The organism is Streptosporangium oxazolinicum, from assembly GCF_039537505.1.
GTDB lineage: Bacteria > Actinomycetota > Actinomycetes > Streptosporangiales > Streptosporangiaceae > Streptosporangium > Streptosporangium oxazolinicum.
Window position 1 is genome coordinate 278,055 of the sequence record NZ_BAABAQ010000011.1, and the last position, 25,668, is coordinate 303,722.

The following is a 25,668-nucleotide window of genomic DNA, read 5'->3' on the forward strand; positions in this document are numbered from 1 at the left end:
CGGGGGCGGAGCGTCGTGGGCTCGGCTGTCGCCGAGCGTGGCCGGGCCGTGTGGCGGGCCGGGGCGCCGGAGTCTCAGCGGTCGCTGAGCGCGGCCAGGCGGCGTAGCGAGAGCCGGAACAGGGACGCGTTCAGCGGCCTGATCAGCCGCCAGCCAAGCAGCCCGGCCGCGCCGAACGGCACGTCGAGCTCCTCCTCCCAGACGATCGTGCTGCCGCCGCCCTCGCGGGGCAGCACGCGGAAGACACCGGTGCCGCGCACCAGCCGCCCGGTGTGCCGGACCCCCACGCTCCTCGGCGGGTCCCACTCGGTGATCTCCATGGTGTCGAGGAACCCGGCCGGTCCCACCCCGGTGAAGGCCTCCAGGCGGCTTCCGGCGCTGTGGCCGTCCCCGGCGGTGACGCGCGCCCGGGTCAGGACCATCCACTCGTCGTGCCTCGGCCAGTCGGTCAGGACCGAGAACACCTGCTCGGGCCGGGCGTGCGCGTCCACCGAGACGCTGATGCGGGAACGGGTCATCCTTTGATCCTTCCCATTGGCCGGTGGCCGACCCCCGGGGCCCGTCGCGCCCGTGAGATCCTGCCGTGCACGTTGACAGAAAAATCCTATTTTTCTACCTTTTAAGTCGGGATTTTGTGGGAGTCGAAACCGTCCGGGGCGCCCCGGACGGTCCGTGACCGCGGGAACGGGGAGAGGGGCGGGTCCGCAGATGACCGCGTTCGCACAGGGAGCCGGCCTGATCGAGGTCAGGTCGGTCGGCTGGGACGACACGGCGGCCGTGGCCCTGCGAGGGGCGATGACGGAGGAGATGGACGCCCGCTACGCCGACATGCTCGCCGTCGTCGGCCTCGTGCCCAGTGGCATGAACGTCGAGCCGGAGACCGTCGCCTACACCGGGGTCGCCTACGCGGCGGAGGGCGTCGCGGTCGGGCACGTGGCGCTGCGCAGGCTCGGTGAGGACCTGGAGCTCAAGCGGATGTTCGTGGCCCCCTCCCACCGGGGCACCCGGGTGGCGCGGGCCCTGCTGGCCGCGGCCGAGGACGCGGCCCGCGCGCTGGGAGCGTCCCGGGTCATCCTGCAGACCGGTCCCCGCCAGCCGGACGCGGTGAGGATGTACGAGAGGGAGGGCTACACGCCCGTTCCCGTCTTCCCTCCCTACGACGGGCTCCCCGGCTCCCTCTGCTTCGAGAAGCCTCTCTGACGTCTCACGGCGAAGGACGGGTCTCCCGGTTCCCGAGGGCCCGGCCGCACCGGGTCACACCGGCCGGTCCCCGGACACGGGTTCGCCGGCCCGGCCGAGGGGACGGCCGGACCGGCGAGATGCTCGCGGGCGTCTGTCTAGGACGGGGACGCCGCGTGCTCCGGGCTGTCGACGTAGATCCGACCGAAGTCGATCGCCGGGGAGAATCCGGCGAAGTTACGCTGGACCTCGGCTTTCTCCGCCGCGTTCGGGTTCGCGTTGGTGCAACTCGTGCCCGCGCTCGCGCCGGACATCAGGTCCGTGCACCGGCCGGTACGCCGGTCGGGCAGGCCCAGGATGTGGCCGATCTCGTGGGCGGCGATCCGCAGCGGGTTGTGGCCCTCCGCGGTCGCCTGTCGTCCCATCCACACGGTCCCGCGACCCAGGCTGGTGGGCTGAGCGCGGGGCCAGCCGTTGTCGGCGATCACCACGAAGTCCGCGGGACTGCCGGCCACCAGCCGTACGTTCGAGACGCTGGAGTTCCAGATCTGGGCCGCCTGGTCCACGGCGGATCGGAACTCCGCGGCCCTGCTCGCGTCATACCTGAGCACGCGAACCGCTGCCGTACGGGCGTCCGCCGCGTGGGCGGGCGCGGCCTGGGCGGGGGTGACCGTCACCAGGAAGGCCAGCCCCAGGATGAGGGCGACGCCGAAGCGAATGATCCTTGACATCTCTAGCGGGCCTCCTCGGCCATCGGGGGGTTGCTCACGGGGAGCAGCTGGTGAGGAGGCGAGATCAGCCGGTGACGAGCGTCAGCCCGTACGCCGAGAGGATCTCGTTGACCGGCTGGTGGTACGTCGTGCCGCCGACGCTGCAGTTGCCCGAGCCGCCGGAGGTGACACCCTGGGCCTGGCTGCCGGAGATGAACGAGCCGCCGGAGTCGCCGGGCTCGGCGCACGCGCTGGTGCGGGTCAGGCCGCTCACCGATCCCTGCGAGTAGTTCACGGTGGCGCCGTGCTGCTGGATGGTGCCGCAGCGCCAGCCGGTGGTGGAGCCGGAGCGGCAGATCGAGGAGCCGACCGAGGCCTGCGTGGAGCCGCGGACGGTGACGTTGGCGCCGCCGGAGCCGCGGACGTAGGGGGTCATGGTGTGGCCGGGGGTGGAGACCCAGGCGTAGTCGTTGCCGGGGAACGACGAGCCGTAGAAGGAGCCGGACGGGTTGCTGGTGGTGGCACCGGCCCGGCCGCAGTGACCGGCGGTCACGAAGCCGGGGGCACTGCCACGGCGCGCGGAGAAGCCGATGCTGCAGCGGCTGCCACCGATGTAGAAGGCGTTGCCGCCGATGATGTTGATGAAGGCCTGGGGCTTCTCGGTGGAGAGCGCCACCTTCACGGCGCTTCTGTCGGCGCCCGCGGCGGCGGCGAGAGCCTCACCCGCGGCCTGGTCGGCGGCGAGGACCACGACGCTGTTGGTCGTGACGTCGACGTACCAGAGGGACGCGCCGGCCTTCGCCTCCGCCGACGCCCCGTCGAGCTTGGCCTTGACGGCGTCGAGGGCGGCGAGGGAACGACCGACGATCACGGGCTGCGCGCCCTTGGCCCTGATGGCGCCCGCGTCGGTGGCGTCGGTGGTCGCCACGGAGAGCTGGGAGGCGTCGCCGTTGAGCCAGGCACCGGCGTACTCGGCGCCGAGCTCCTTGGTCAGGGCGGCCTCGGAGGCGGCCGCGCGGTGCTCGTTGGCCAGGCGCTGGACGGCCTGCTCGGCGGTGAGGCCGAGGTCGCGCTGGAGGGCCTCGAGCATGGCTGCCTGAGGCTGGGGGGCAGGGGGGGCGGATGCTGCGACGGCGGGCGCCACGGTGGCGACCAGGTACAGGGCCACGGTGGTGGCGCCGGCCAGGAGGGTACCTCGACGTAACATGAACACTCCTTGTGAGGGGTGATGTCAAGGTATGGGGGAGGGGCCCGCGGAGGGATCTCCCAAAAAATCCCTATCGCGATGTTATGGGGGCTTGATTGACTTTTCGGGCCTGCGGCAGGCCGGGGCGCGGTGACCGCGGACGCCTTCCTCCCGGGGCGGTGTGATGTGACCGAAACGGCCGGGAAAGGTAGCCGAAACGGCGGCGGAGCGATGGACGATCATGTGTCTCCCCTACTCGCGCGGCCGGGGGGAACTCTGGAAGACTGATCACCGCGCCTTCGGCGCACAGGTGCCGATTCCTGACCGCGATCAAACGGAGCAGCGTCGATGACTTGTTCTGGACATCCGGAACTCGCGAGGATGGATCGCCGCACCGCACCCGCGGCCGATCGGTGGGGAGGCGTCCGCGCGACGTCCGTTCCGCGTTCTCCCCGGACGCGCTCCGCGCGGGCCGTCGTCCAGGCCGCTCACCGTCCGGCCGTCACGACCCGGATGTCACAGAAGGACACGCACCATGACTGACGAAGCCGCTGTCGCCGACGACGGAGGCGAGGAGACGGCGACGCTGCCGCGCCGCAGTGACGCGCTCCGGTGCCCGCACACCGAGGACGGTGAGCGCCGCTGCGTCCTGCCTCCCGGCCACGAGCTGGACCACGTCTACCCGCACCAGAAGGCTCCCGCCCTGTGCGCGGGTGAGTGACGGGCGGACGACCGGTCCGACCGTACGAAGAGGCTCCCTCGCGGGATGGCCCCCTCAACGGCCTCCTCAGAGGACGCCGATCGCCTCGGCGGCGGCCACGGCGGCGCGGACGGCCTGCGCCGGGTCGCCCTCGTGGTAGCGCCGCTCGCTGGATTCGATGTTGTCGAGGAACTCCTGGTAGCGGACGGCGTACGAGAGGTGCTGCAGCGGCTCCGCCAGGATCAGCGCGCGGGCCGGGTCGCCACCGGGGACGGCCGCCGCCCACGTCTCGCACCAGGCCGCCGCGGCCGCCTCCCAGCGCCCGGCGGGCAGGAAGTCGCGGGGCCGCAGCCCGTCGAGGGCGGGGTGGCCGTAGTGGCTGTCGGCGAGGTCCAGCACGACGGGGCCGCGCGGCCCCGACACCCAGTTGCCCGGGTGGAAGTCGCCGTGCACCAGCGTGCACGGCAGGCCGCATGACTCCAGCGCGGCGACCAGCGAGGGCAGGCGGTCGGCGAGCCGGTGGGCCAGGAGCAACTCCCCGGCGTCCAGGTCGCCGGCCGCCTCGCCGTCGAGCAGCCCGCCCACCGAGGCCGCCAGCGCCGAGGGCGTACGGTCGGGAAGCCCGTCGGGCAGCCCGCCACCCCCGTGCTTGGCGAGGGCCGCCTGTGCCCTCGCCAGGCGGCTCACCGCCTCGGCGACGATCTCCCGCGGCGCCCCGTGACAGTCGCCGCCGGGCACGTGCTCCAGGAGGATCCGCCGGTTCGGGGTGTCGGCCGCCACGACGGCGGGAACCAGGCCGGGATCCTCCGCCGCGAGCATCCCGATCGCGTGGGCCTCGTCGGCGGCGAAACCGGGAGTGATCTTCAGCCAGACCGGCCCCGGGCGGGTGGGGATGCGGAACAGCCCCGCCAGGTTCCAGGTCCTCACCTGCCGCGCGGGCCCCTCGGCGGGCCTGCCCGCCTCGCGCAGCGCGGCCTCGGCCCAGCCCAGTGCCTCGCGCACCCCCGACGCCGTCGCCCACTCCGCCCGGTGCGCCACCGCGCCCGCCATCTCTCCCAGCGCTCCAGCCTCTCCCGGGCCTTCGAGGGCGGACGGCCCGCCGGTCGCGTCCGGGGCGCCGGGACGGAGAAGGACGAGGCCGGACGTGGGGCGGCTCAGGGCCTCGACGTGGTAGGTCGTGTGGCCGTCGCGGGGGCCGTGGCCGCCGTCCTCGGCGTCGACCAGGCGCAGCACCACCACGGGCGCACCGAGCACGCCCTCCAGGTGGGTCACGACCGATCCGACCTCGGCCCACCAGGGATCGGCCACCGGGAAGGGGCCGACCGTCCCCAGCCACTCGGCGCCCGCCGTCACGAGGGCGCTCACCGTACGGCCCGCTGCTTCGCTCACGGGGGCAGTGTGCCGTCAGGGAGGCCACCGGTGCCACGGGTTTTCACCGGACCCGATGCGGACCCGATGCGGGCCCGATGCGGGCCCGAGAGGGACGGCGGGGCGGCGCCGGGGGCCGTGGCCTTCGAACGGCGGGCGGGGGCGATCGTGGGATGGCCCGTGCCGCGACTGGCTGACCGGCCAATCACGACAAAGGGCCCTCACCTTACGGTTCTCAAGTTCCGAATGGCCATAATGGGGTGATTGAGAATGCTCAAAACGGTCACGCGATGACTGTTCCGCTCACTTGACGTGAACACCCCAGGAGAGGAGGCGGGCCGATGATCAGGCTCGCCGGTCGAGGACGGCAGACGCCACCGCCTCCGATATGGCCCGAGGATCGCTACGAGGTCGTCTGTGAGCGTGACGAGCCACACGGGAACACCCGCGACCGCTACCACTTCCCGAGGTACGCGGTGCGGTTGGCCCGTGACCTGGAGACGACCGGGCTCGCCAGGAGGGTGCGCGTGGTCAGGCTGTCCGACGGGACGGTGATCTACGACCGGGTCGGCGGCGTCGACCTGCCCGCCGACGAGTGGTGACCCGCCGATCGCCGGGACGGGGACCGGGTCAACCCCCCGGACGGGGGTAGGAGCCTCTGGAAGGGCGCCGGATGCGCCGCTCGTGTTCGCCGCCCGATGGAGCCGGAACTGTCGAGGAGTGGCCGTGGACGGATCCATGCCATCTGTGCCGCGAACGAGTGGGAATCGCGAGGACGGCGGGAGCGCCGGAGGGAGATTCCGCGAGGGACGCGCGAGAATGCTCGCGGGACTGGCCGAGGCGAGCCATCTGAGCGCGGTGGAGGATCTCCCGGCCCTCGTCGAGGAGCACGCCGCCCACGTCGGCCTGTACGACGCGTTGATCCACCTGGCCGACCTGCAGCAGGACGTGCTGCGCCCGCTGGCCGGCCACGGCGCCGACGAGGAGACGGAGCGGGAGAAGAGCGAGCTGCGGATCGACGGGACGCTGGCGGGACGGGCCTTCCAGGAGGTGCGCGTCCTGTTCAGGTCCCCCTCTGGAGACGAACCGGGCCGCTGGTGGGTGCCGCTGCTCGACGGCACCGAACGCCTCGGGGTGCTGCGCCTCAGCGTCCGGCCGGAGGCCGACGTGGAACGGGCCCAGGAGGACATGAGGCATCTCGCGTCCATGATGGCGCTGCTGCTGGTGAGCAAGCGCTCCCAGAGCGACTCCTACGCCCGGTTGGTGCGGACCCGGCCGATGAACGTCGCCGCCGAGATGCAGTGGAACCTGCTGCCGTCGCTCACCTTCGCCAACGCGGAGGTGGTGATCGGCGCCGCGCTCGAACCGGCCTACGAACTCGGCGGCGACGCCTTCGACTACGCGCTGTCCGGCGAGTCCGTCCACCTGGCCGTCTTCGACGCGATGGGGCACGACGCGTCCGCGGGGCTGACCGCGAACCTCGCGGTGGCCGCCTGCCGCAACCGCCGCCGCCGGAACGAGGACCTGGTCGTGGTCAGTGAGGGGATCGAGGAGGTGCTGATCAAGGAGTTCGGGGTGGGCAACCGCTTCGCCACGGCCGTCCTGGCCAACCTGGACATGCGTACCGGCGTGTTCACCTGGGTCAACCGCGGCCACCACCCCCCGGTGGTGATCAGGGGAGGGCGCTGGGTCACCACCCTGCGGTGCCCGCCCGCCCACCCGATGGGGCTCGGCCTCGGGTTGCCCGTGTTTCTGTGCAGGGAGCAGCTGGAGCCCGGAGACCGCGTGCTCCTCTACACCGACGGCATGACCGAGGCCCGTAACCGGGTGGGCGAGGAGTTCGGCCTGGAGCGCCTCGTCGACTTCATCATCCGCCGAGGCGCCGACGGCCTTCCCGTACCGGAGACCCTGCGCCGCCTGATCCGCAGCGTGCTGGAGTATCACGACGGGAGGCTGCAGGACGACGCGACCGTCCTGCTGGTGGAGTGGCGCGGGGGCGGCCAGCGGGAGCTGTGCCTCTGAGCCGGGGCCGGGCGCCTACCGGGTCAGGGGGCGGGAAGCCCGGGAGGATAGGGGCTCTCGCCGTCCCGGATCGCCGCGAGCATCCGGGCCGCGTACGCCCGCACGGCCTCGTGCAGGCCGTGGCCGAAACTCACGCGGGCCACCCCGAGGGCCGCCAGTTCGCCGAGTGACGGAGCGCCGGGGCGGAACAGGATGTTGACCGGCCCCTCGATACCCTCGATCAGCGCGCGGACGGCCCCCGCCTCGGCCGCGAAGATCGGATAGATACAGTCGGCGCCCGCCTCCAGATAGCGGCGCCCCCGCCGCACCGATTCGGCCAGCCGCTCCCCGGCGTCCCCCGTGCCGTGGATGTAGGTGTCGACCCGGGCGTTGATCACCAGGTCCACGCCCGCGCCGGTCGCGGCGGCCCTGACGGCGCCGAGGAAGGCGGCCTGCTCGTCGGTGTCGGCCATCGCGCCCGTACGGGGGTCGGAGTCCTCCAGGTTGCAGCCGGAGGCCCCCGCCGCGACGAGCCGCTCGACCAGCTCCGCGGGCTCCAGCCCGTAGCCGCGCTCCATGTCGGCGGTGACGGGCAGGCCGACCGAGCGGCTGATCCTGGCGATCGCGGCCAGCATCTCCTCGACCGGTGTCCTCTCGCCGTCGTCGTAGCCGAGCACCGGGGCGATCGCGGCGCTGCCGGTGGCGATCACCGGGAAGCCCGCCGCCTCGACGGCGCGGGCCGACGCGGCGTCCCAGACGTTGGGCACCACCAGCGGGCGGCCGGGTACGTGCAGCGCCCGCAGCGCCGAGGCTCTTTCGCGGGCCGCCGCCGGCGCGGTGCCGCCGGAGCCCGCGCTGGTCGAAGGGGTCGAAGGGGTCGAAGTGGTCATGGGAGCGACCCTAGGCGGGAAGCGGACCGACCTTAAGGGCCAATTCCGTGCCAATCAATTGAGCCACTTCCCTCCCGGCCGCCGGGGAGGAGCCGGATGATCCTCCAAAACCGGAGACGATCCTCCGAAACCGGAGGGGAAAACGGAGACCCCCGGCCCTCGCGGGGCCGGGGGTCTCCATCTCCTCGAATCGATCAGGCGCTCTTGCGGCGCTGGGCGCGTAGAATCGCCAGGCGCTCGTTGAGCACCTCCTCCAGGTCCTCGATCGTGCGGCGCTCCAGCAGCATGTCCCAGTGCGTTCGCGGGGGCTTGGCCTTCTTGGCCTCCGGCAGCTCACCGTCGACCCGGAGGGCGGTCGCGCCGCACATGCGGCACTCCCAGGTCGCCGGGATCTCGGCTTCGGCGGCGAGCGGAACGTCGAATCGATGGCCCTTCGGGCAGGTGTAGGACACCTCCTGGCGCGGGGCCAGATCGGTGTTGCGGTCGTTCTCGTAGCTGGTCGCCCCGAGTCTGGTGCCGCGTAGCGCACGCTCGCCCATGTCTGAATGCCTCCTGAGGGCCCCGTCGTGAGGGGTTCGTCTCCCACGGCGTACAACGCTTGGTACCGTGTGTGGATTCCCACAGACAGGGTGATCCAATCGCACGTTCTTGACCCGGTCTGTGGAGGACCCTTTTTTCGAGGCGCGCTCAGATGCGTTCCGGCACCTCGTTCCCGGCCGCCCTGATGGCCTTGGGCAGGTCGATGAGGGCGAGCAGCACGAAACCGAGCACGAAGAAGATCACCAAAGAGATGATTCCCAGGCGATAGCTGTCGGTCAGCTGGAGCGCCAGGCCGAGGGTGAACGAGCCGAGGAACGTCGAGCCCTTGTCGCTGATCTCGTACAGGCTGTAGTACTCCGCCTCCTTGCCCTTCGGGATCACGTGGGAGAACAGCGACCGCGACAGGGCCTGCGTCCCGCCCATCACGATCGCGATCGCGAACGCCAGCGCGAAGAACGGCAGTTTCGCGCCCGTGGGCAGGAAGTAGGCCACGGCCACCACCGCGATCCAGGCGATCAGCGCGACCATCACGACCCGCTTGGCCCCGTACGAGGCGGCGAGCCGGCCGAGCAGCAGGGCGCCGAAGAAGGCCACGAACTGCACCATCAGGATCGCCTGGATCCGCACGTCCTGGTCCAGCCCGAGCTCCTTGTCGGCGTAGGTCGCCGAGAAGGAGATGACGGTCTGCACGCCGTCGTTGTAGATGAGATAGGCGACCAGGAAGCCCAGGGTGAGCGGATAGCGGCGCAGCTCCCTGATCGTGCGGCCCAGCTGGCGGAAGCTGCCCGTCACGGCCTGGCCCGTGCTCTGCGCACCCGAGGGGATCGCCCGCCGGTTGCGCAGCCGCAGCAGCGGGATGATCGTGAACCCGCCCCACCACAGGCCCGCGGACGCCAGGGCGATGCGCACGGCCTCGCCCTCGGTGACGCCGAAGGACTCGTGGTAGAGGAAGAGCACCAGATGGAGGGCGAGCAGCAGGCCGCCGCCGAGATAGCCGAAGCCCCACCCCCTGGCGGAGACCTTGTCACGCTCGTCCGCGGTGGCGATCTCCGGCAGGAACGAGTTGTAGACCACGAACGCGGCGGCGAAGGCGACGTTGGCCGCCAGGAACAGCACGCCGCCCAGCAGGTAGCGCCCGTCGGCGACGAACCAGAAGCAGACCGTGGCCCCGGCGCCGAGGTAGGCGAAGAGGCCGAGAAGCTCCTTCTTGCGCCCGGTGTGGTCGGCCAGCGCGCCCACCATGGGCATCAGGATGATCTGCAGGATGGCCGCGCAGCCCACCACGAAGGAGTAGTAGGCGCTGGGCCGCACGTCGAACCCGATCACGTCCACGTACGGGCGTCCCTGGGCGGCGGTCTCCGCGATCGTCGTCAGGTACGGGCCGAGGAAGACCGTCAGGATGGTGGTCGGGAAGGCGGAGTTCGCCCAGTCGTAGAAGTACCAGCCGCGCTGCTCGCGGCGTCGGGACTGGGGGGAGTCCTCGACGACCTGTTCGGAGGTCATGGGCGGTCCTCGGTGTGTCGGGGGGCGGGGGTGAGGGGACGGGGGCGGGCGTGGTTCACGCGGCGAGGCGGCCCGGATACCACTGGCCACGGGACTCCAGCACGCCGCGCAGCCCCGAGATGTTGTCGGTCATCAGGCCGTCCACGCCGAGGTCGAGCAGGCGTCCCATCACCCCGGTGTCGTTGACGGTCCACACGTGGATCTGCATGCCGAGCGCGTGCGCCGTGCGGACCAGGGCGGGCGTGGTGACCCGCAGGCCGCGGAAGCCGACCGGCACCTGCGCGCACGGCACCCCGGCGCGGACCAGGCGGGCGAGCAGGCGGCCGTACCCGGAGGTGGTGGCGGCGGCGCGCAGGGTCGCCACGCCGCGCGGGCCGAGCGAGGAGCACACCTCGCGGCCGATCGCGGCGCGCGCCCTGGCGAGCCGCTCCTCGGAGAAGGAGGTGAGGCAGATCCGGTCGTGGGAGGCGGTCCGCCTGATCGTCTCGGCGAGCGGCGCGATGGCCGCCGACTCCTTGACGTCGATGTTGAAGCGCGCCTCGGGCCACGAGCCCAGCAGGTCCTCCATCAGCGGGATCTCGTCCACGCCGCCGATCCGCGCCTCGCGCACCAGCCGGTACGGCAGCTCGGCGATCCGGCCCCTGCGGTCGGTCACCCGGTCCAGGGTGTGGTCGTGGAAGGCGAGCAGCACCCCGTCGGCGGTGGCGTGCGCGTCGGTCTCCAGGTACGTGTAACCAAGCTCGACGGCCCGCTCGAAGGCGGGGAAGGTGTTCTCCCTGCCTTCGGCCGCGCCACCCCGGTGCGCGAAGGGCAGGGGGCCGGGGTGGTCGAGGAAGGCGTAACGGCGTTGCACGTGCAGGAGTATGCCCCCTGCGGGCCGGGCGCGTCATCGCGGGCAGGTGAACGTTTGGATCACAAGGCCCTGGCACGGGGATAGGACGCGGCGGTGTGCGGACGGTATCCACGGGGTCGTCGGCGGCGGACCCGGCGCCAACGGATCTAGGGCGGAACTTTGCCCTGGTTTGTCCGTTGTCGTGGATGATGGAAGATACCTGGTTGTCCATGGCGGGCCCCGCCGTTCCGCCCGGTTTCCGGTTCCGGTTTCCGAGGGGGGAGGTGACGTCGAGGTCGGGGTCCGTGAGAACGGAGGCCGCGCATGAGCACGGGACGCACTCCCGGACGCCTGGAGAACACGGGCGTCTTCCTCGACGAGCGCCTCGGCGCGGCGAAGTTCCTCAAACGGAACATGCGGAAGATCTTTCCTGACCACTGGACGTTCCTGCTGGGCGAGATCCCCCTTTACTCGTTCGTCATCCTGTTGCTGACCGGCACGTTCCTGACCTTCTTCTTCAACCCCAGCATGGAGGAGGTCCCCTACAACGGCGCCTACGCGCCGCTCAGGGGCGTCCTGATGTCCGAGGCGTACGCCTCCTCGCTGGACATCAACTTCGACGTGCGCGGCGGCCTGCTGATGCGGCAGATGCACCACTGGGCCGCCCTGCTGTTCATCGGCGGCATGATGGTCCACATGCTCCGGGTGTTCTTCAACGGCGCCTACCGCAAGCCCCGCGAGCTGAACTGGGTGATCGGCGTGCTGCTGCTGGCCCTCGCCCTGTTCGAGGGCCTGACCGGCTACTCCCTCCCCGACGACCTGCTCTCCGGCGCCGGGCTGCGGATCACCGCGAGCGTGTTGCTCTCGCTGCCGCTGGTCGGCACCTGGCTCTCCTTCCTCCTGGTCGGCGGCGAGTATCCGGGCGAGGACATCATCCCGAGGTTCTACTCGATGCACATCCTGCTCATCCCGGGCATCCTGGTGGCGCTCATCACCGCCCACCTGATCCTGACGTGGGTGCTGAAGCACACGCAGATGCCCGGCAAGGGCCGCACCAACGACAACGTGGTGGGCGCGCCGACCTATCCCTCCTTCATGGCCAAGTCGGGCTCCTACTTCATGTTCACCTTCGGCCTCGTCGCGCTACTGGGGACCTTCGCCCAGATGAACCCGATCTGGCTGTACGGCCCCTACACGCCGTCCGACATCTCGGCGGGCACCCAGCCCGACTTCTACCTGGCGTTCCTGGACGGCTCGCTACGCCTGATGCCCTCCTGGGAGATCAACGTCCTGGGCCACACACTGCCGATGAGCGTGCTGGTCCCGGCGCTGGTCCCGATAGGAATCATCCTGGTGGGCCTGATCCTGTATCCGTTCGCCGAGCGGTGGATCACCGGGGACCGCCGCGAGCACAACGTCGTCGACCGCCCCCGCAACAACCCGCACCGCACCGCGATCGGCGTGTCGGCGATCACGTTCTACGGCGTCCTGTGGCTGATGGCCTCCAACGACCTGATCGCCGCGTTCTTCCACCTCTCGATAAACGTGATGATCATAACCGGCCGGTTCCTGATCTTCCTCGGCCCGGCCCTGGCGTACTTCGTCACCTACCGGATCTGCCTGGGCCTGCAGCGCCGCGACGCCGAAGCCCTCGACCACGGCGTGGAGACCGGTGTGATCAAGCGCCGGCCCACCGGGGAGTACATCGAGGTCCACGTCCCGCCCCTGGAGTCCATCGAGGCCCAGGTGCGGGGCAAGGAGCCGATCCCGGTCATCGAGGGGAGGGCCGAGGACGGCATTCCGTCGCACGACGAGGGGCACCACCCGCTCCGCAGGCTCCGCGCCATGATGAGCAGGGCGTACGGCGGCGAGAAGGTCCCGCTCGACGGCGGCCGGGATCACGACGGCCACGACGGCCACGGCGAGCGCGAGGAGCGTGACCGGGCCGGGCGCGCGGCCGTCGGCCCGGGAACGGACGAGAACAGGGGGCCGTGACCGGCCGGGGCCGTCACTCCCCGGGCGGCAGCACCTTGCCCGACCACTCCTGGCGGCGGGCCTCCGCCACCGCGATCGCCGCCGCCACCGCGACGTTGAAGGAGCCGACCCGGCCGACCTGCGGGATGTAGCAGACGCCGTCGGCGGCCTCCAGCAGCGCGGGGGAGCACCCGTGGTCCTCGCTGCCCACCACCAGGCACACGTCCCCGCCCAGCTTGGCCTCGGACAGCGGCACCGCGTCGCCGGTGAGTTCCACCGCGACCACCGCGAACCCGTCCTCCTTGGCAGCCCGTACGGCCTCCAGGACGGGGACCGGCCCCTCCCAGGCCACCAGCCTGTCGGTGCCCAGCGCGGTCTTCTGCGCCTTGGGATTGGTCGGCGGGGTGGCGTTGCCCGCCAGCCAGATCCGCTCCACGCCGAAGGCGGCGGCCGTGCGGAAGACGGAACCGATGTTGAAGGGGCCGGTCACCGACTCCAGGATCAGGGCCAGCCGCCCCTCGGTGTTCCTCCGCCAGGTGCGGTTGAGGCGTTTGACATCGGTCGGGCGCAGCTGCCTGCGCGGGTTCGCCGTCATCGGTCGTTCACCGTTCCTCGTCGTCCTTCGCTCGTTCCGCGTTCGTTCCGCGCTCTTCTCACGGTGACCGTGCCTCGCCCACAGCGCCCACAGCGCTCACGGCGCGGGGTCCGCCTCCGGGCGCGCCCCCACCCGCAGGACCCGGTACGAGGAGCGGGAGGCCGCGCGCTCGGCGGGCCAGCCCCGCTCGTTCAGCCAGCGCTGCAGGGAGTCGGAGCCGAGATGCTTCTGGACCACCAGGTGGGCGACGCCGTCCGGGGTGAGGCGCGACAGCCAGCGGGTCAGCATCTCGTGCATCGCGGCCTTGCCGATGCGGATCGCCGGATTGGACCAGATGGCGGAGAAGCGCACCTCTGGCGGGACCTCGTCGACATGCATCGACCTTACTTTGTCAAGGGAGGCGGCCCTGGCGTTTCTCGCACACAGCTCGACCGACCTGCGGTTGACGTCCACCGCCCAGACCGTCGCCTCCGGGGCGCGCGAGGCCATCGTGAGCGCGATCGGCCCGTAGCCGCAGCCCAGGTCGAGCAGGTCGCCGCCCCGAGGCGGAGGGGGAACGCTCTCCAGCAGGATGCGGGTGCCCTGGTCGACGCGCTCGGCGGAGAACACCCCGCTGTCGGTCTCCAGCCTCAGATGGAGGTCGGGGAGCACGAGCGTGACCGAGCCGGGACGGCCCGCGGTCTCCGGGCGCTCCTCGAAGTAATGTGCCACGTCGTAGAACGTTACCAACGGCCGGGACCGGTTCAGGGCAGCCGCGACCCCAGCAGCAGGGCCGCCCCGGCGGTCACCAGCCCGGCCAGGACCGCCGCCACCACGAACCACTGGGTGATCTCCTGGTTGACCGTCCGGTAGCCCAGCGAGGTGCCGATCTGCTCGTACACCTCCCGCAGCTGGCTGCCCGACTCCGCCTCGTAGGCGCGGCCGCCCGTCCCGTCCGACAGGGTCTGCAGGGTGGCCTTGTTCACCGGCACGTTCACGTCGCGGCCGTCGATCGAGACCGTTCCCTCCTGGGTGCCGTAGGCGATCGTGGAGACCGGCACCCGCGCGTTCATCGCCGTCTCGATCGCCTCCGCCACCGAGCGGCCCGAGGTGTTGTCGCCGTCGGACAGCAGCACGATCGCGGCCGGGGGCGGGTCGGTCACCGCCTGCTGGTCGAAGGAGCGCAGCGACTCCAGGGAGCTGAAGACCGCCTCGCCGATCGCGGTGCCCGCCCGGGTGCTGAGGTTGCCGAGGGAGGTGCCGACCGCCTGGTGGTCGGTGGTGGGCGAGATCACGACCGAGGCGGAACGGGCGAAGGCGACCAGTCCCACGTTGAAGCGTTCCGGCAGGTCCGCGACGAACTTCTGGGCGGCCTCCTTGGCCGCGGTGATCCGGTTCGGCTGGACGTCGTCGGCCTCCATCGAGAGCGAGACGTCCAGCGCGATGATGATCGTCGCGCGGTCGCGGGGGACGCGGACCGAGTCGGCGGGACGGGCCGCGCCCACGATCAGCAGGCTCATCATGACGAGGAACAGCAGCGGGGCCACGTGCCGCCGCCAGCCGGGCCCGGAGGGGGCCACCAGCGTCAGCAGGGGCAGGTTGGTGAAGCGCAGCGCGTAGCGGCGCCGGGCGAACTGGGCGGCCACGTAGCCCGCCACGAGCAGCGCCAGCGCGGCGAACAGCCACAGCCAGGCCGGAGAGAGGAAGGTCACCGTGTCGCTCCCGACCTCGGGTGCCGATGGGTCAGGTGTGCCATGCGACGCTGCCGCAGCACGAACTGGGCGATGTCGAACACCCAGTCGCGGTCGGTGCGCAACACCAGGTGGGCCACCCCGCAGCGACGCAGCGCCACCTGGTTGGTCAGCCGCTGCGTGGCGGCGGCCTCCGCGTACGCCTGGCGGACCCTGGGGGTGAGCTGGACCTCGCGGCTCCGCCCCGTCTCGGGGTCGGTCATGCTGACCAGCCCCACCGGCGGCAGCTCCAGCTCGCGAGGGTCGATCACCTCGACGGCCAGCACCTGGTGGTGGGCGGCCAGCCGGCGGATCGGCCGCTCCCAGGGCAGCTCCAGGCCGGGATCGAGGGTGGGCTCGGGGTCGAGGAAGTCGGAGACGATCACTCGCAGGCCGCGCCGCCGCCGGGCCGAGGCCAGGATCTCGATCGCCTCGGCCAGGTCGGGGGCACCGGCGACGGCACGGCCCCTGGGGGCGTCCATCAGCGAGTGCAGCAGGCCGTACAGGGCCGGGCGGCCACCCCTGGCGGGCATCCGGTGGACGTACTCGTCGTGCAGGACGTACGTGCCGAAGCGGTTGCCGATCCGGCCCGACAGGAAGCCGATCGCCCCGACGGCGGCCACGACCAGATCCCGCTTCTCCATGCCGGCGGTGCCGAAGTCCATGCTGGGCGACAGGTCCGCCAGGGCCCAGGTCTCCAGCTCCCGGTCGGCGATCAGGTCGCGCACGTGCGGGACGGTCGTGCGGGCGGTCACCGCCCAGTCCATCCGCCGGATGTCGTCCTCGCCGGGCACGTAGACCCGGCTGTCGCCGAACTCGCTTCCGGGGCCGGGAAGGAGCCCCTGGTGCGCGCCCTGCAGCAGCCCGTCCAGGCGCCGGACGATCGTGAGCTCCAGCCGCCGCAACGCCTGCTCGGCCGTGCCCAGGTCAAGATCGCCGGTGCCCTTGAGACCGGTCACCGGGGGCCCTGGTTCCAGACGACCAGCGGCGGCGGCACCGCGGCGAGGATCTGGCGGATCACGTCCTCGGGGTCGATCCCGTCGGCCAGGGCGTCGAAGGTGAGCATCAGCCGGTGGGACATCACGTCCACCGCCACGTCGCGCACGTCGTCGGGGAGCAGGTAGTCGCGGCCGCGCAGCAGCGCCAGGCCGCGTCCCGCGGCGACCAGGCCGAGGGTGGCCCGGGGGCTGACGCCGATCTCGATGTTCTCCTGCAACTCGGCCAGGCCGTACTCGGCGGGGGAGCGGGTGGCCATCACGAGCCTGACCACGTAGTCGGCGACGAGCTGGTGGACCGAGACCTGATCGGCCATGACCTGCAGCGCTGCCAGCCGCGCGGGGTCGAGCACCGGCCTGGGGGTCGGCGGGGTCACGCTCATCCGGTGCAGGATCTCCAGCTCCTCGTGGGCGCTGGGATGGGTGACGCGGACCTTGAACAGGAACCGGTCGCGCTGGACCTCGGGGAGGGGGTAGACGCCCTCCGACTCGATCGGGTTCTGGGTGGCCAGCACGATGAACGGCCTCGGCAGCGGGTGGGTCTCCCCTGCCAGGGTCACCTGCCGCTCGGCCATCACCTCCAGCAGCGCCGACTGCACCTTGGCCGGGGCCCGGTTGATCTCGTCGGCGAGCAGGAAGTTGACGAACACCGGGCCGAGCTCGACGTCGAAGGCCTCGCGGGAGGGGTGGTACACCCGGGTCCCCACGATGTCGCTCGGAACCAGGTCGGGCGTGAACTGGATGCGGGCGAACTCCCCGCCGACCACCGTGGCCAGGGTCGAGGCGGCCAGGGTCTTGGCCACCCCCGGCACGCCCTCCAGCAGGCAGTGGCCCCGGGCGAGGAGCGCCACGAGCAACCGCTCCACCATGTGCTCCTGCCCGACGATGACCCGCCGGACTTCGGCCAGGGCGTCGCGCAGCAATCCGGTGTCGGTCTCGCTCGGCAGTTCTTCGGCGACGGTCATGTCGATATTCCATCAAATGAAATGGCGGCTCGCACGGCGGGCCCACTCCGTATTTCCTGACAGTGCCGGTCGCGGGCCGGTCGCGGGCCGGTCACGAGCCTGTGGCGGGCCGGTCGCGGGCCCGTGGTGAGCCTGTGGCGAGTGGGTCACGAGCCTGTGCTGGGGCGCGTGGCGAACCCCCGCGTACCGGCGGCGGGCCCGGACATCCCGCGCGCCGAGGGCCCGCCGGGCACCCGATCCCGGCCACCCGCGGGGCGTGGTGTGATCGGCCGGGTGTGCTTTCATGTCAGACGTGGCCACTCCACTCCAGTACGGTGACCCGCCCCAGCTGGGGCCCTTCGTCGTGCAGGCCCGCCTGCGCGTGGGACCCGCCGGGCTGGTCTACCTCGGGCTGGCGCCCGACGGCCGGGCCGTCTCGGTCGCGGTGCTGACCAAGGGGGCCGCGCTCGACCCGGCGGCCCGCGACCGCTTCGTCACCGGGGTCCGCGACGCGACGGCCAGCCGTTCCGGCGTACGGGGCTGGGTGGCCAGGGCGACGCGCGCGCGCACCGCCGTGGCCGACACGGTCCCGCAGGTGCTGGCCATGGACGGCGGGAGCGCCCCCTGGGTGGCCACGCCGTACGAGCCCGACAGGGCGGGGGCGGAGCGGTTCCTCGAACCGGTGCTGGTCAGCGGCACGCTGATCGGCGAGCAGCACGGCCCCGACTTCGCGCCGCACTGGGTGGGCGACCGCTCGCCCGCGCTGCCCGCGCCGCCCAAGGGCGCCCCGCCGCCGACCGAGACCCGCCGGTCCGTGATCATCGCCGGGGTCGTGCTGACCGTGCTGCTCGTGCTGCTGGCCGTGATGGTCTGGCTTCTGCTGCGCAGGGAGGACGACTTCGAGCCGTTGCCGAGGCCGCTACCGCCCACGGTGTTCGTCCCGACCCCGCCGCCGGTCCCGACGACACCCGAGCCCGGCCAGCCCACCCCGTCGCCGTCGCCGAGCCAGAGCGGGACGGGCACGCCGGGTCCGCAGGAGGGCGACGAGAACGAGGGCGAGCCCATCTAGGAACGCCCACTGCCCGGGGATGCCGGCCCGGGAACGTCCTGGCGTACGCGGGCCGATACGCCTGTCGAGCTCGAAGTGAGCGCGGTGGTCGTCCAGGCGGGGAGATCGCGTGAATCCCTCCTGCAGGGGACGCCCGTCCGGGTGAGGCGGCCCGTCGGGTCGAAGCGAGCCGCTGGGCGGGCTCCCAGGGTCTTTCCTGTTCGACTACTCGTTTGCGAGTACTCATTCTTGACTACCTTCATCTACTCGTGTTTGAGTAGTCGTATGAGCAGTACGCGATTGTTCATCCTGGGGGCGCTGGCTCGCCGGGGACCGATGCACGGTCATCAGATCCGGCAGAGCGCGCAGACGGACCGGACCGAGCTGTGGACCGACATCAAGGTCGGCTCCCTGTACGGGGCGTTGCACCGCATGGAGGCCGAGGGCGTGATCGAGACGGTGCGCACCGAGCAGCAGGGCAACCTCCCGGCGCGGACCGTTTACGCGATCACCGAGGACGGCGGGCTGGAGCTGGAGTCGCTGCGCGAGGCGGCCCTGCGCGACACCCGCCTGCGGCCCGATCCCGTGGACCTCGCCCTTCAGCTCAGCTCCGACATGGGCGAGCGGGAGCTGCGGGCCGTCATCGAGGACCGGCACCGCAAGCTCACCGCCGAGCTGCGGACCTGGCAGCGGCTGAGAGAGGTGGCCGCCCCCCACCTCCGCGGCCTCGAACCGCTCGGCTTCGACCACACCCTCGTCCGCCTGCGGGCGGAGGTCGCCTGGCACGAAACGCTGCTGGAGGAACTGCCTCGGCTCCTCGGATCCCCCGGGATGCCCCCCGGCGACAGTGACGACAACGACAACGACAACGACAACGGCGACGGCGAAGGAGCCTGACATGCCCGTGAAACCGCTCGACGTCCTCGTCGTCGGGGGCGGCATCGGGGGCCTGGCACTGGCCCAGGCACTGCTGCCCTCCGGAGTGAACGTCCAGGTCTACGAGCGCGAGCGCGACGCCGCCGACTGGGTGCGCGGCTACCGGATCCACCTGAACCAGATCGGCAGCCGGGCGTTGCACCGGTGCCTGCCGCGCCCGCTGTGGGAGGCGTTCCTCGCCACCTCCGGCCACCCCGGCCCCGGCTTCGGCTTCCACACCCACCGGCTGCGCGAGCTCGTGTTCGTGGAGGAGAGCGTGATGACCGGCGGGGCCACCGACCCCTCCGGCGGCCAGTACGCGGTCAGCCGCACCACCCTGCGCAGGCTCCTCATGGCCGGGCTGGAGGGCGTCGTCCACCACGGCAAGACGTTCCTGCGCTACGAGGTGGGGCCGGACGGCAGGATCGTCGCCTTCTTCGCCGACGGCACCTCGGCCACCGGGGACGTGCTGGTCGGAGCGGACGGCGCCGGCTCGCGCGTACGCGGGCAGTATCTGCCGCGGGCCCGCCGCGTCGACACCGGCGCGCTCGCGATCGGCGCCCGGCTGCCGCTGGACGATCGGGTTCGCGAATGGCTGCCCCGGAACCTCTCCGACGGGCTCAATCTCGTCCTGCCGCCGAGCGGGAGCGCCATGTTCACCGCGGCCTTCAACGGCAGGCGCAGGGCGGAGAGCCTTCTCGCCCGGGAGAGCCGGGAGAGCGGTCCCGATCGGTCAGCGGGGGGACCGGGCCTCACCGCGCGGGACGGAGATCTCACCGGTCCGGGGGCCGGACTCGCCGGGTTCGGGCTCGACCTGAGGTCCCTGGCCGACGATCTCCAGGACTACGTGCTGTGGGCCTTCGTCGCCCCCCGCGGGACCTACCCGGCCGGGGCCGCGGACCTCGACGGCGACGGGCTCAAGGATCTGGCCGGGACGATGACCTCGGGCTGGCACCCCGCCCTGCGCCGCCTGGTCGCCGAGGCCGACCCGGCCAGTGTCCAGTTGATGCCGTTCAGGACCTCGGTACCCGTCGGCTGGTGGCCCGCGACGCCGGTGACGCTGCTCGGGGACGCCATCCACAGCATGACGCCCGCGATGGGCTTCGGCGCCAACACGGCGCTGCGCGACGCCGCCCTGCTGGCGAGCAGGCTGGCGGCGTTCCAGCGGGGCCTGGGCACCCTGACGGAGGCCGTCGGCGGCTACGAGAGCCGGATGCGCGAGTACGGCTTCGGCGCTGTCCGCACTTCCAATAGGTTCACGGATTTCATGATCTCCGGCAATCCTCTCGTCCGGCGCGGCGCGAAGGCATGGTTCCGCCTGTGCGACACCCTGCCGCCGCTCAAGCGGATGAGCTTCGGTCACCTGTGGACCGACGGCGCGGCGGGGGAAGGGGAGACAGGACCGCTCGGGAAGGCGGTGGCGCGCCGCTGAGAAAGCGGCCTGCCGTCGGCGGGCAGCTTCGGGTTGATCGTATGCACGAACCTGGCTCGAATCCCCCGCACCTTCAGCGGCCGCTGCACGACAGCCAAAGCGCTGTCCTGCTTTCTGCCGTCGCGTCGGTCACCTCACCGTTCTCACGCCCCTCACTGCGGGTCTCTGTCGCTGTCTGACCGATTGCCATGTCTCGAGCGGTACGACCGCCGGGGTGAGGCGAAGGGATCTGGCCGATGAGCGCCGGATGTCCCGCCCGGGAGCGCGTTCCCGGGCGGGTGCCGTCACAGGTAAATCGCCGTCTCTTTTTGCGGAGATTCTTTCCCTTATCGCGATAAAGCACCTTATGTCGGATAAGGGGTTCGTGTGTCGATATATATATCGGCGCCGGAAGCGACCGCGGGAGGGAAAGGAAGCGTCGCCATGACGGATGTGTCGAGCACGGGTCCCCAGCCGGGCGATGACCGCCCGATCCTGACCAATCGGCAGGGGCACCAGGTCTACGACAACCAGAACCAGCGCACGGTCGGCGCGAGGGGTCCGGCCACGCTGGAGAACTACCAGTTCCTGGAGAAGATCAGCCACTTCGACCGCGAACGCATCCCCGAGCGGGTGGTCCACGCCCGAGGGGTGACCACCTACGGCTACTTCGAGGCCTACGGCAAGCTCGGCGACGAGCCGATCAGCCGTTACACGCGGGCGAAGCTCTTCCAGGAGGCCGGGAAGCGGACCGACGTCGCCGTGCGGTTCTCCACGGTGATCGGCGGCAGGGACTCCTCGGAAGCCGCTCGCGACCCGCGCGGGTTCGCGGTGAAGTTCTACACCGAGGACGGCAACTGGGACCTCGTCGGCAACGACCTGGCGGTCTTCTTCATCAGGGACGCCATCAAGTTCCCCGACGTGATCCACTCGCTCAAGCCGGACCCGGTGACGTTCAGGCAGGAGCCCGGCCGGATCTTCGACTTCATGTCGCAGACGCCGGAGAGCATGCACATGATCGTCAACCTGTTCAGCCCGCGCGGCATCCCCGCCGACTACCGGCATATGCAAGGATTCGGCGTCAACGCCTACAAGTGGGTGAACGCGCAGGGGGAGACCCACCTGGTCAAGTACCACTGGATGCCCAAGCAGGGCGTGCGCAGCATGACGGCCGAGGACGCCGCCGCCGTACAGGGGCAGGAGCTCGGGCACGCCACCAAGGACCTGCACGAGGCGATCGACCGCGGCGACTTCCCCGAGTGGGAACTGCTGGTGCAGATCATGAGCGACGACGAGCACCCCGAGCTGGACTTCGACCCGCTGGACGACACCAAGGTCTGGCCGGAGAACGTGTTCCCGCCCATGCCGGTCGGCAGGATGGTCCTGAACCGCAACGTGGCCAACAACTTCGCCGAGAACGAGCAGATCTCCTTCGGCACCGGCGTCCTGGTCGACGGTCTCGACTTCTCCGACGACAAGATGCTGGTGGGCCGTACGTTCTCCTACAGCGACACCCAGCGCCACCGGGTGGGGCCCAACTACCTGCAGTTGCCGGTCAACCAGGCCAAGCACGCCGAGGTGCGCACCAACCAGCGTGACGGCCTGATGACCTACCACGTCGACGGGGAGGGCGAGAGCCCGCACGTCAACTACGAACCGTCCATCACCGGAGGGCTCAGGGAGGGGCGGTACCCCACCCACGACGAGCAGGGCCCGGTCGTCTCGGGGCGGTTGACCCGCAGGCGCATCCCGCGGACCAACGACTACACGCAGGCGGGCCAGCGCTACCTGCTGATGGAGGAGTGGGAGCGCGACGATCTCGTGCTGAACTTCGTCGACATGCTCTCCCAGGCCGCGCGTCCGGTCCAGGAGCGGATGGTCTGGCACTTCCTGATGGTCGAGGACGATCTCGGCCTCAGGGTCGGGGAGGGACTCGGGATCAGGCCCGACGACGTCTCCCACCTGGAGCCGCTGGCAGGACAGGACCTGAGCGAGGAGGACCTGGGGCGGATGTCCGGACTGGGGAAGAACGGACCCCGCGACGTGACCGGCCTGAAGATGACCCACTGCGTGCCCGACGAGCGGGCGCGGGTGGAGCGATAGAGCCGCCGCCGGGCTGGAGCGAGCCGTGCTCCGGCCCGGCGGGGTGGGAAGGCGTGAGCGGGGGAGCACCGCGCCGAGACGGCGTCCCGGCGGTGCGGAGAGATGATCCACTCGCCTCGGACACCCTCTGACCAGGGTCTTTGGAGAAGGACGAGATCTTCGGTCAAGGTCGCCCGATTTTTCCGCTTAAAAGGTATGAATGCCATTACAGCGGGCACGCGATTCTCAACCTGAGCCGCCATGACCTGAGCCGTTCCCACTCCCAATTGGATCGCCATGCCTGTTAAGAGCAACGTCATTCCGATCATCCACTGGTCCCGCCGCTCGTCCTGCCTCAGCGAGGACCCGGAGCTGTTCTTCCCCGTGTCCTACGAGGGACCGGGCCGTGAGCAGTACGAGCGTGCCAGGGCGGTGTGCCGCCGCTGCCCGGTACGCGGGCGCTGCCTTGAGTACGCGTTGAACACCCAGCAGATGTACGGCGTGTGGGGAGGCACCACTCCTGAGGAGCGCAGGGCCACCATGACCAGGGCGAGACAGCAGGTCAGATAGCGGCTTCCCGCGTCATCCGGCCTTCCGGCCCTTCGGCCCTCGCCGGGCCCGCCCGCTCCGCCCCGCCCGCCGGTTCCGCCGCGCCCGCCCGGCGCGCGGTCCGGCCCGCCCGGCCGCTCGATCAGTTTGGCCCTCCGGGCCCTCCGCGCTCATCGGATCCACCGGGCTCCCCGGGATCGCCGAGGAGGGCGCGGAACCGGGTGGCGTTGCGCTGGGAGTTGTCCGCGCAGCAGTTGTTGAAGAGCACATGGGTGATCTCGGTGCCCTCCGCGAGCTCCCTGACCCTGGCCGCCCACCGCGCGAGCTCCGCCTCCGAGTACAGGTACGCGAAGCGCTCGTCGACGTTCTTGCTGGTCCACCTGTCGGAGTGCCCGTGCATCCGCACCACGGCGAGGTCGGAGGTCGCGGCCAGGACCGGCGGGACCGACGAGGTGTGCCCCTGGGGCATGTCGACCCCCACGTACGTGAGATCGTGCCCGGCGAGGAAGGCCAGGGTGTCCTCGCGGTTCTCCTCGCTCATCCAGGTGTGGTTGCGAAACTCGACGCTGACGCGCATCGGAGCGCAGCGCCGGGCGCACTCCAGGATGTAGCGCCTGTTGCCCTCCCCGATCGGGAACCACGGCGGGAACTGGAAGAGCACCGCCCCCAGCTTGCCCGCCCCGTGCAGCGGCTCCAGCGCGTCGAGGAACCGCCGCCAGACCTCGTCGGCGATCTCCGGCGGCACGTCCTTCGGGTAGAGGTTGCGCTGCGGCGGGGCGCCGAGGCTCTCCCGTACGTCCTTGTGGAGCGCGGCGGGCCGGGTGGGGTGTCCGGTCAGCAGGGAGAAGGCCTTGATGTCGAAGGTGAACCCCTCGGGGGTGCGGTCGCGCCACGCCTCCGCGGTGCTTCGCGACGGCGGGTGGTAGTAGGTGGCGTCCACCTCCGCTATCGGGAACCTCGTCGCGTAGTAGGCCAGGCGTTTCGCCGGGGTGGAGGCGTCCTCGGGATACCAGCCCGACTCCAGCAGCGACCGGTGGGTCCACGAGGCCGTACCGACAAGGATCCTGCCCATACTCACGCCCTTCCTGGCATGTCCGACGTCCTCTCGCCTTCTCCGTTCGATGACGGCCCCCTCCGGGGGCGGCGCCGGGCCGCCGGTGGCGACGTCCACGGCCGACCAGGTCGCCACGGCGACGGAGCGGCTGCCCGCGGGCCGGACCGATCGGCCGCGAGGGCGGACACCACGCTCGTGCCCACGTCTCCCGTCGCGCCGACGGCTGCCACCCGCATGCCTACCGGGTGCCCCGGGAAGGGCCGGTGAACCCCCCTCCCGGTGACGCTTCGCCGCACGGGTTTCGGTGTCCGCGTCACGGCGCCGGCTCGCGGGGCGATCCGCTCCGGACGTGCCGTTTTTGTGCGCGTGCGAAACATCGGGGAGCCCGGCGGCCCGGGGTCAGCGCCGGGGGGACGGCCAGGGGTTGGGGCGGCAGCCGTAGAGGGACTTGGTCTGCTGGAGCATCACCGGCGCCCGTCGGCCGTGTCCCGGGCAGGGCACGTGGCCGTGGCCGAGACCGTGGCCGACCTCGTGGCTGATGACGTATTCGCGGTAGGAGGCCACGTCGCGGCCGTAGCCCGCCGCCCCGCCGTTCCAGCGGGCCGCGTTGATGACCGCGCGCCCGCCGTTCCAGCAGGAGAGGATGCCGTTGGTCCGCATCGGCAGGCACCGCCTGTCGGCCGTCTCGGGGCTGGTCAGCGAGACCCTGATCGTCACCGGGCCGCGGGCCACCCGCTTGAACCGGTACCCCCAGCCGCGCGGGTCGTTGAGGATCCGGTGCACCTCGGCGGCGAACTCCTTCACCTCGAACGGCAGGCCGCGCTCGACCTCCACCATGTACCGGATCACCTTGCCCTTCCTCCCCCTCGGAGGTCCGGCCTCGCCGGGGGCGACGGCGTAGCGGCCCTTGGCCGACCGGGGCACCGTCACCTTCAGCGGCTGCTGCCGGCCGTTGGCGAGCAGGAGCGGCTTCTTGGCCGGTGGCGGGGTCGCGGGGCTCGTGGGCGCGGCCGTGTCCTGCGGCTGCGGCGGCGGGGTCGGCGTCCCGGGCACCGTGGGTATCCCGGGCGGGGCGGCGTCGGGAGGTGCGGGCCTGTCGGGAACGGGGTCGAGATGGCCGCTCAGCACCGTGGCTCCGCCGACCGTGAACGTGACCACGATGCTCAGCGCGAGAAGCCACAGAACGGTCTTAGGGTCACGTCTCATTTCGTTCCTGGACATAGACCGTAAACCTTATTGCCCCTTGGCGGTAACTAATCAAACCAGGAGAAAATCCATCATATGACGGCAGCGCAGGGGCACTTTGGGGGGGTATGCCGACGGCGGCCGCAGACTGCGACCGCCGTCGGATCGGGGGTTTCGCGGGCCTAACAGGACTTCTGCTGGCTTAACAGATGGTTTGCGGTGATATGTCGCTGGGAACCGCATGCGGCGTCTGGAGAAGGGCCGGGGTGGAGCGGTGGAGCGGAAAGGGGGCCGGGCC

Annotated in this window: 25 protein-coding genes; 10 read left to right on the plus strand and 15 right to left on the minus strand. The window is 71.3% G+C overall.

Annotated features, from left to right (window positions below):
• Positions 1-74: 74 nt before the first annotated feature.
• Positions 75-518, minus strand: coding sequence for an SRPBCC family protein (locus ABD817_RS27510; protein ID WP_344921063.1), 444 nt, complete (start codon positions 516-518; stop codon positions 75-77).
• Between the two features lie 190 nt (positions 519-708).
• Between ABD817_RS27510 and ABD817_RS27515 the strand changes: the two genes are divergently transcribed.
• Positions 709-1,200, plus strand: coding sequence for a GNAT family N-acetyltransferase (locus tag ABD817_RS27515; protein ID WP_344921064.1), 492 nt, complete (start codon positions 709-711; stop codon positions 1,198-1,200).
• Positions 1,201-1,337: 137 nt separating this feature from the next.
• Here ABD817_RS27515 and ABD817_RS27520 read toward each other — a convergent pair whose 3' ends face one another.
• Together ABD817_RS27520 and ABD817_RS27525 are read right to left on the minus strand one after the other, a co-directional pair.
• The gene (locus ABD817_RS27520; protein WP_344921065.1) at positions 1,338-1,910 is read right to left on the minus strand and encodes a snapalysin family zinc-dependent metalloprotease; all 573 of its coding nucleotides are present in this window, start codon (positions 1,908-1,910) and stop codon (positions 1,338-1,340) included.
• A gap of 64 nt (positions 1,911-1,974) precedes the next feature.
• A complete protein-coding gene (locus ABD817_RS27525; protein WP_344921066.1) occupies positions 1,975-3,096 on the minus strand; it encodes a S1 family peptidase in 1,122 nt (373 codons plus the stop codon).
• Positions 3,097-3,610: 514 nt separating this feature from the next.
• Between ABD817_RS27525 and ABD817_RS27530 the strand changes: the two genes are divergently transcribed.
• Complete coding sequence (locus tag ABD817_RS27530; protein ID WP_344921067.1) at positions 3,611-3,796, plus strand: hypothetical protein; 186 nt, start codon at positions 3,611-3,613, stop codon at positions 3,794-3,796.
• Positions 3,797-3,862: 66 nt separating this feature from the next.
• Here the strand turns inward: ABD817_RS27530 and ABD817_RS27535 are convergent, their stop codons facing one another.
• Positions 3,863-5,164 (minus strand): phosphotransferase, encoded by a 1,302-nt coding sequence (locus ABD817_RS27535; protein WP_344921068.1) that lies wholly within the window; start codon positions 5,162-5,164, stop codon positions 3,863-3,865.
• A gap of 320 nt (positions 5,165-5,484) precedes the next feature.
• Here ABD817_RS27535 and ABD817_RS27540 point away from each other — a divergent pair, with 320 nt between their 5' ends.
• Together ABD817_RS27540 and ABD817_RS27545 are read left to right on the plus strand one after the other, a co-directional pair.
• The gene (locus tag ABD817_RS27540; protein WP_344921069.1) at positions 5,485-5,745 is read left to right on the plus strand and encodes a hypothetical protein; all 261 of its coding nucleotides are present in this window, start codon (positions 5,485-5,487) and stop codon (positions 5,743-5,745) included.
• Between the two features lie 217 nt (positions 5,746-5,962).
• Positions 5,963-7,165, plus strand: a complete 1,203-nt coding sequence (locus ABD817_RS27545) for a PP2C family protein-serine/threonine phosphatase (protein ID WP_344921070.1) — start codon at positions 5,963-5,965, stop codon at positions 7,163-7,165.
• A gap of 23 nt (positions 7,166-7,188) precedes the next feature.
• Here ABD817_RS27545 and ABD817_RS27550 read toward each other — a convergent pair whose 3' ends face one another.
• From ABD817_RS27550 to ABD817_RS27565, 4 genes are all read right to left on the minus strand, one after another.
• Positions 7,189-8,034, minus strand: a complete 846-nt coding sequence (locus tag ABD817_RS27550) for an isocitrate lyase/PEP mutase family protein (protein WP_344921072.1) — start codon at positions 8,032-8,034, stop codon at positions 7,189-7,191.
• A 194-nt stretch (positions 8,035-8,228) separates the two neighbouring features.
• Entirely contained in the window at positions 8,229-8,573 is a 345-nt protein-coding gene (locus ABD817_RS27555; RefSeq protein WP_089205581.1) for an RNA polymerase-binding protein RbpA, read from the minus strand.
• Between the two features lie 148 nt (positions 8,574-8,721).
• Entirely contained in the window at positions 8,722-10,077 is a 1,356-nt protein-coding gene (locus tag ABD817_RS27560; RefSeq protein ID WP_344921073.1) for an MFS transporter, read from the minus strand.
• Between the two features lie 55 nt (positions 10,078-10,132).
• Positions 10,133-10,930 carry a glycerophosphodiester phosphodiesterase family protein gene (locus ABD817_RS27565; protein WP_344921075.1) on the minus strand — a complete coding sequence of 266 codons (798 nt, stop codon included), beginning with the start codon at positions 10,928-10,930 and terminating at the stop codon, positions 10,133-10,135.
• A 303-nt stretch (positions 10,931-11,233) separates the two neighbouring features.
• On the opposite strand from ABD817_RS27565, the gene qcrB reads away from it, so the two are divergent.
• Positions 11,234-12,904 carry a cytochrome bc1 complex cytochrome b subunit gene (gene qcrB / locus ABD817_RS27570; RefSeq protein WP_344921076.1) on the plus strand — a complete coding sequence of 557 codons (1,671 nt, stop codon included), beginning with the start codon at positions 11,234-11,236 and terminating at the stop codon, positions 12,902-12,904.
• A gap of 13 nt (positions 12,905-12,917) precedes the next feature.
• Here qcrB and ABD817_RS27575 read toward each other — a convergent pair whose 3' ends face one another.
• The 5 genes from ABD817_RS27575 to ABD817_RS27595 all read right to left on the minus strand — a co-directional run bounded on the left by ABD817_RS27575 (position 12,918) and on the right by ABD817_RS27595 (position 17,147).
• Positions 12,918-13,478 (minus strand): TrmH family RNA methyltransferase, encoded by a 561-nt coding sequence (locus tag ABD817_RS27575; RefSeq protein ID WP_344921078.1) that lies wholly within the window; start codon positions 13,476-13,478, stop codon positions 12,918-12,920.
• 96 nt (positions 13,479-13,574) lie between these two features.
• Positions 13,575-14,189 (minus strand): class I SAM-dependent methyltransferase, encoded by a 615-nt coding sequence (locus ABD817_RS27580; protein WP_344921079.1) that lies wholly within the window; start codon positions 14,187-14,189, stop codon positions 13,575-13,577.
• 32 nt (positions 14,190-14,221) lie between these two features.
• Positions 14,222-15,169: a VWA domain-containing protein gene (locus tag ABD817_RS27585; RefSeq protein WP_344921081.1), complete on the minus strand. Its 948-nt coding sequence runs from the start codon at positions 15,167-15,169 to the stop codon at positions 14,222-14,224.
• Positions 15,166-16,146 (minus strand): DUF58 domain-containing protein, encoded by a 981-nt coding sequence (locus ABD817_RS27590; protein ID WP_344921083.1) that lies wholly within the window; start codon positions 16,144-16,146, stop codon positions 15,166-15,168. Before ABD817_RS27590 ends, ABD817_RS27585 begins: the two co-directional genes overlap by 4 nt.
• Entirely contained in the window at positions 16,143-17,147 is a 1,005-nt protein-coding gene (locus ABD817_RS27595) for an AAA family ATPase (RefSeq protein WP_344921084.1), read from the minus strand. The genes ABD817_RS27590 and ABD817_RS27595 overlap by 4 nt, the downstream gene beginning before the upstream one ends.
• Positions 17,148-17,430: 283 nt before the next feature.
• Here ABD817_RS27595 and ABD817_RS27600 point away from each other — a divergent pair, with 283 nt between their 5' ends.
• The 5 genes from ABD817_RS27600 (at position 17,431) to ABD817_RS27620 (ending at position 23,152) form a co-directional block, all read left to right on the plus strand.
• Positions 17,431-18,195 carry a hypothetical protein gene (locus ABD817_RS27600; RefSeq protein WP_344921085.1) on the plus strand — a complete coding sequence of 255 codons (765 nt, stop codon included), beginning with the start codon at positions 17,431-17,433 and terminating at the stop codon, positions 18,193-18,195.
• Between the two features lie 264 nt (positions 18,196-18,459).
• The gene (locus ABD817_RS27605) at positions 18,460-19,071 is read left to right on the plus strand and encodes a PadR family transcriptional regulator (protein ID WP_344921086.1); all 612 of its coding nucleotides are present in this window, start codon (positions 18,460-18,462) and stop codon (positions 19,069-19,071) included.
• A 1-nt stretch (position 19,072) separates the two neighbouring features.
• Complete coding sequence (locus tag ABD817_RS27610) at positions 19,073-20,521, plus strand: FAD-dependent oxidoreductase (RefSeq protein WP_344921088.1); 1,449 nt, start codon at positions 19,073-19,075, stop codon at positions 20,519-20,521.
• Positions 20,522-20,944: 423 nt separating this feature from the next.
• Positions 20,945-22,603 (plus strand): catalase, encoded by a 1,659-nt coding sequence (locus tag ABD817_RS27615; protein ID WP_344921089.1) that lies wholly within the window; start codon positions 20,945-20,947, stop codon positions 22,601-22,603.
• A 276-nt stretch (positions 22,604-22,879) separates the two neighbouring features.
• Positions 22,880-23,152 (plus strand): WhiB family transcriptional regulator, encoded by a 273-nt coding sequence (locus ABD817_RS27620; RefSeq protein ID WP_329079449.1) that lies wholly within the window; start codon positions 22,880-22,882, stop codon positions 23,150-23,152.
• Between the two features lie 121 nt (positions 23,153-23,273).
• On the opposite strand, the gene ABD817_RS27625 is transcribed toward ABD817_RS27620, so the two are convergent.
• A complete protein-coding gene (locus ABD817_RS27625; protein WP_344921090.1) occupies positions 23,274-24,203 on the minus strand; it encodes a DUF72 domain-containing protein in 930 nt (309 codons plus the stop codon).
• Between the two features lie 381 nt (positions 24,204-24,584).
• Entirely contained in the window at positions 24,585-25,391 is an 807-nt protein-coding gene (locus ABD817_RS27630; protein WP_344921091.1) for a DUF3152 domain-containing protein, read from the minus strand.
• Positions 25,392-25,668 lie beyond the last annotated feature (277 nt).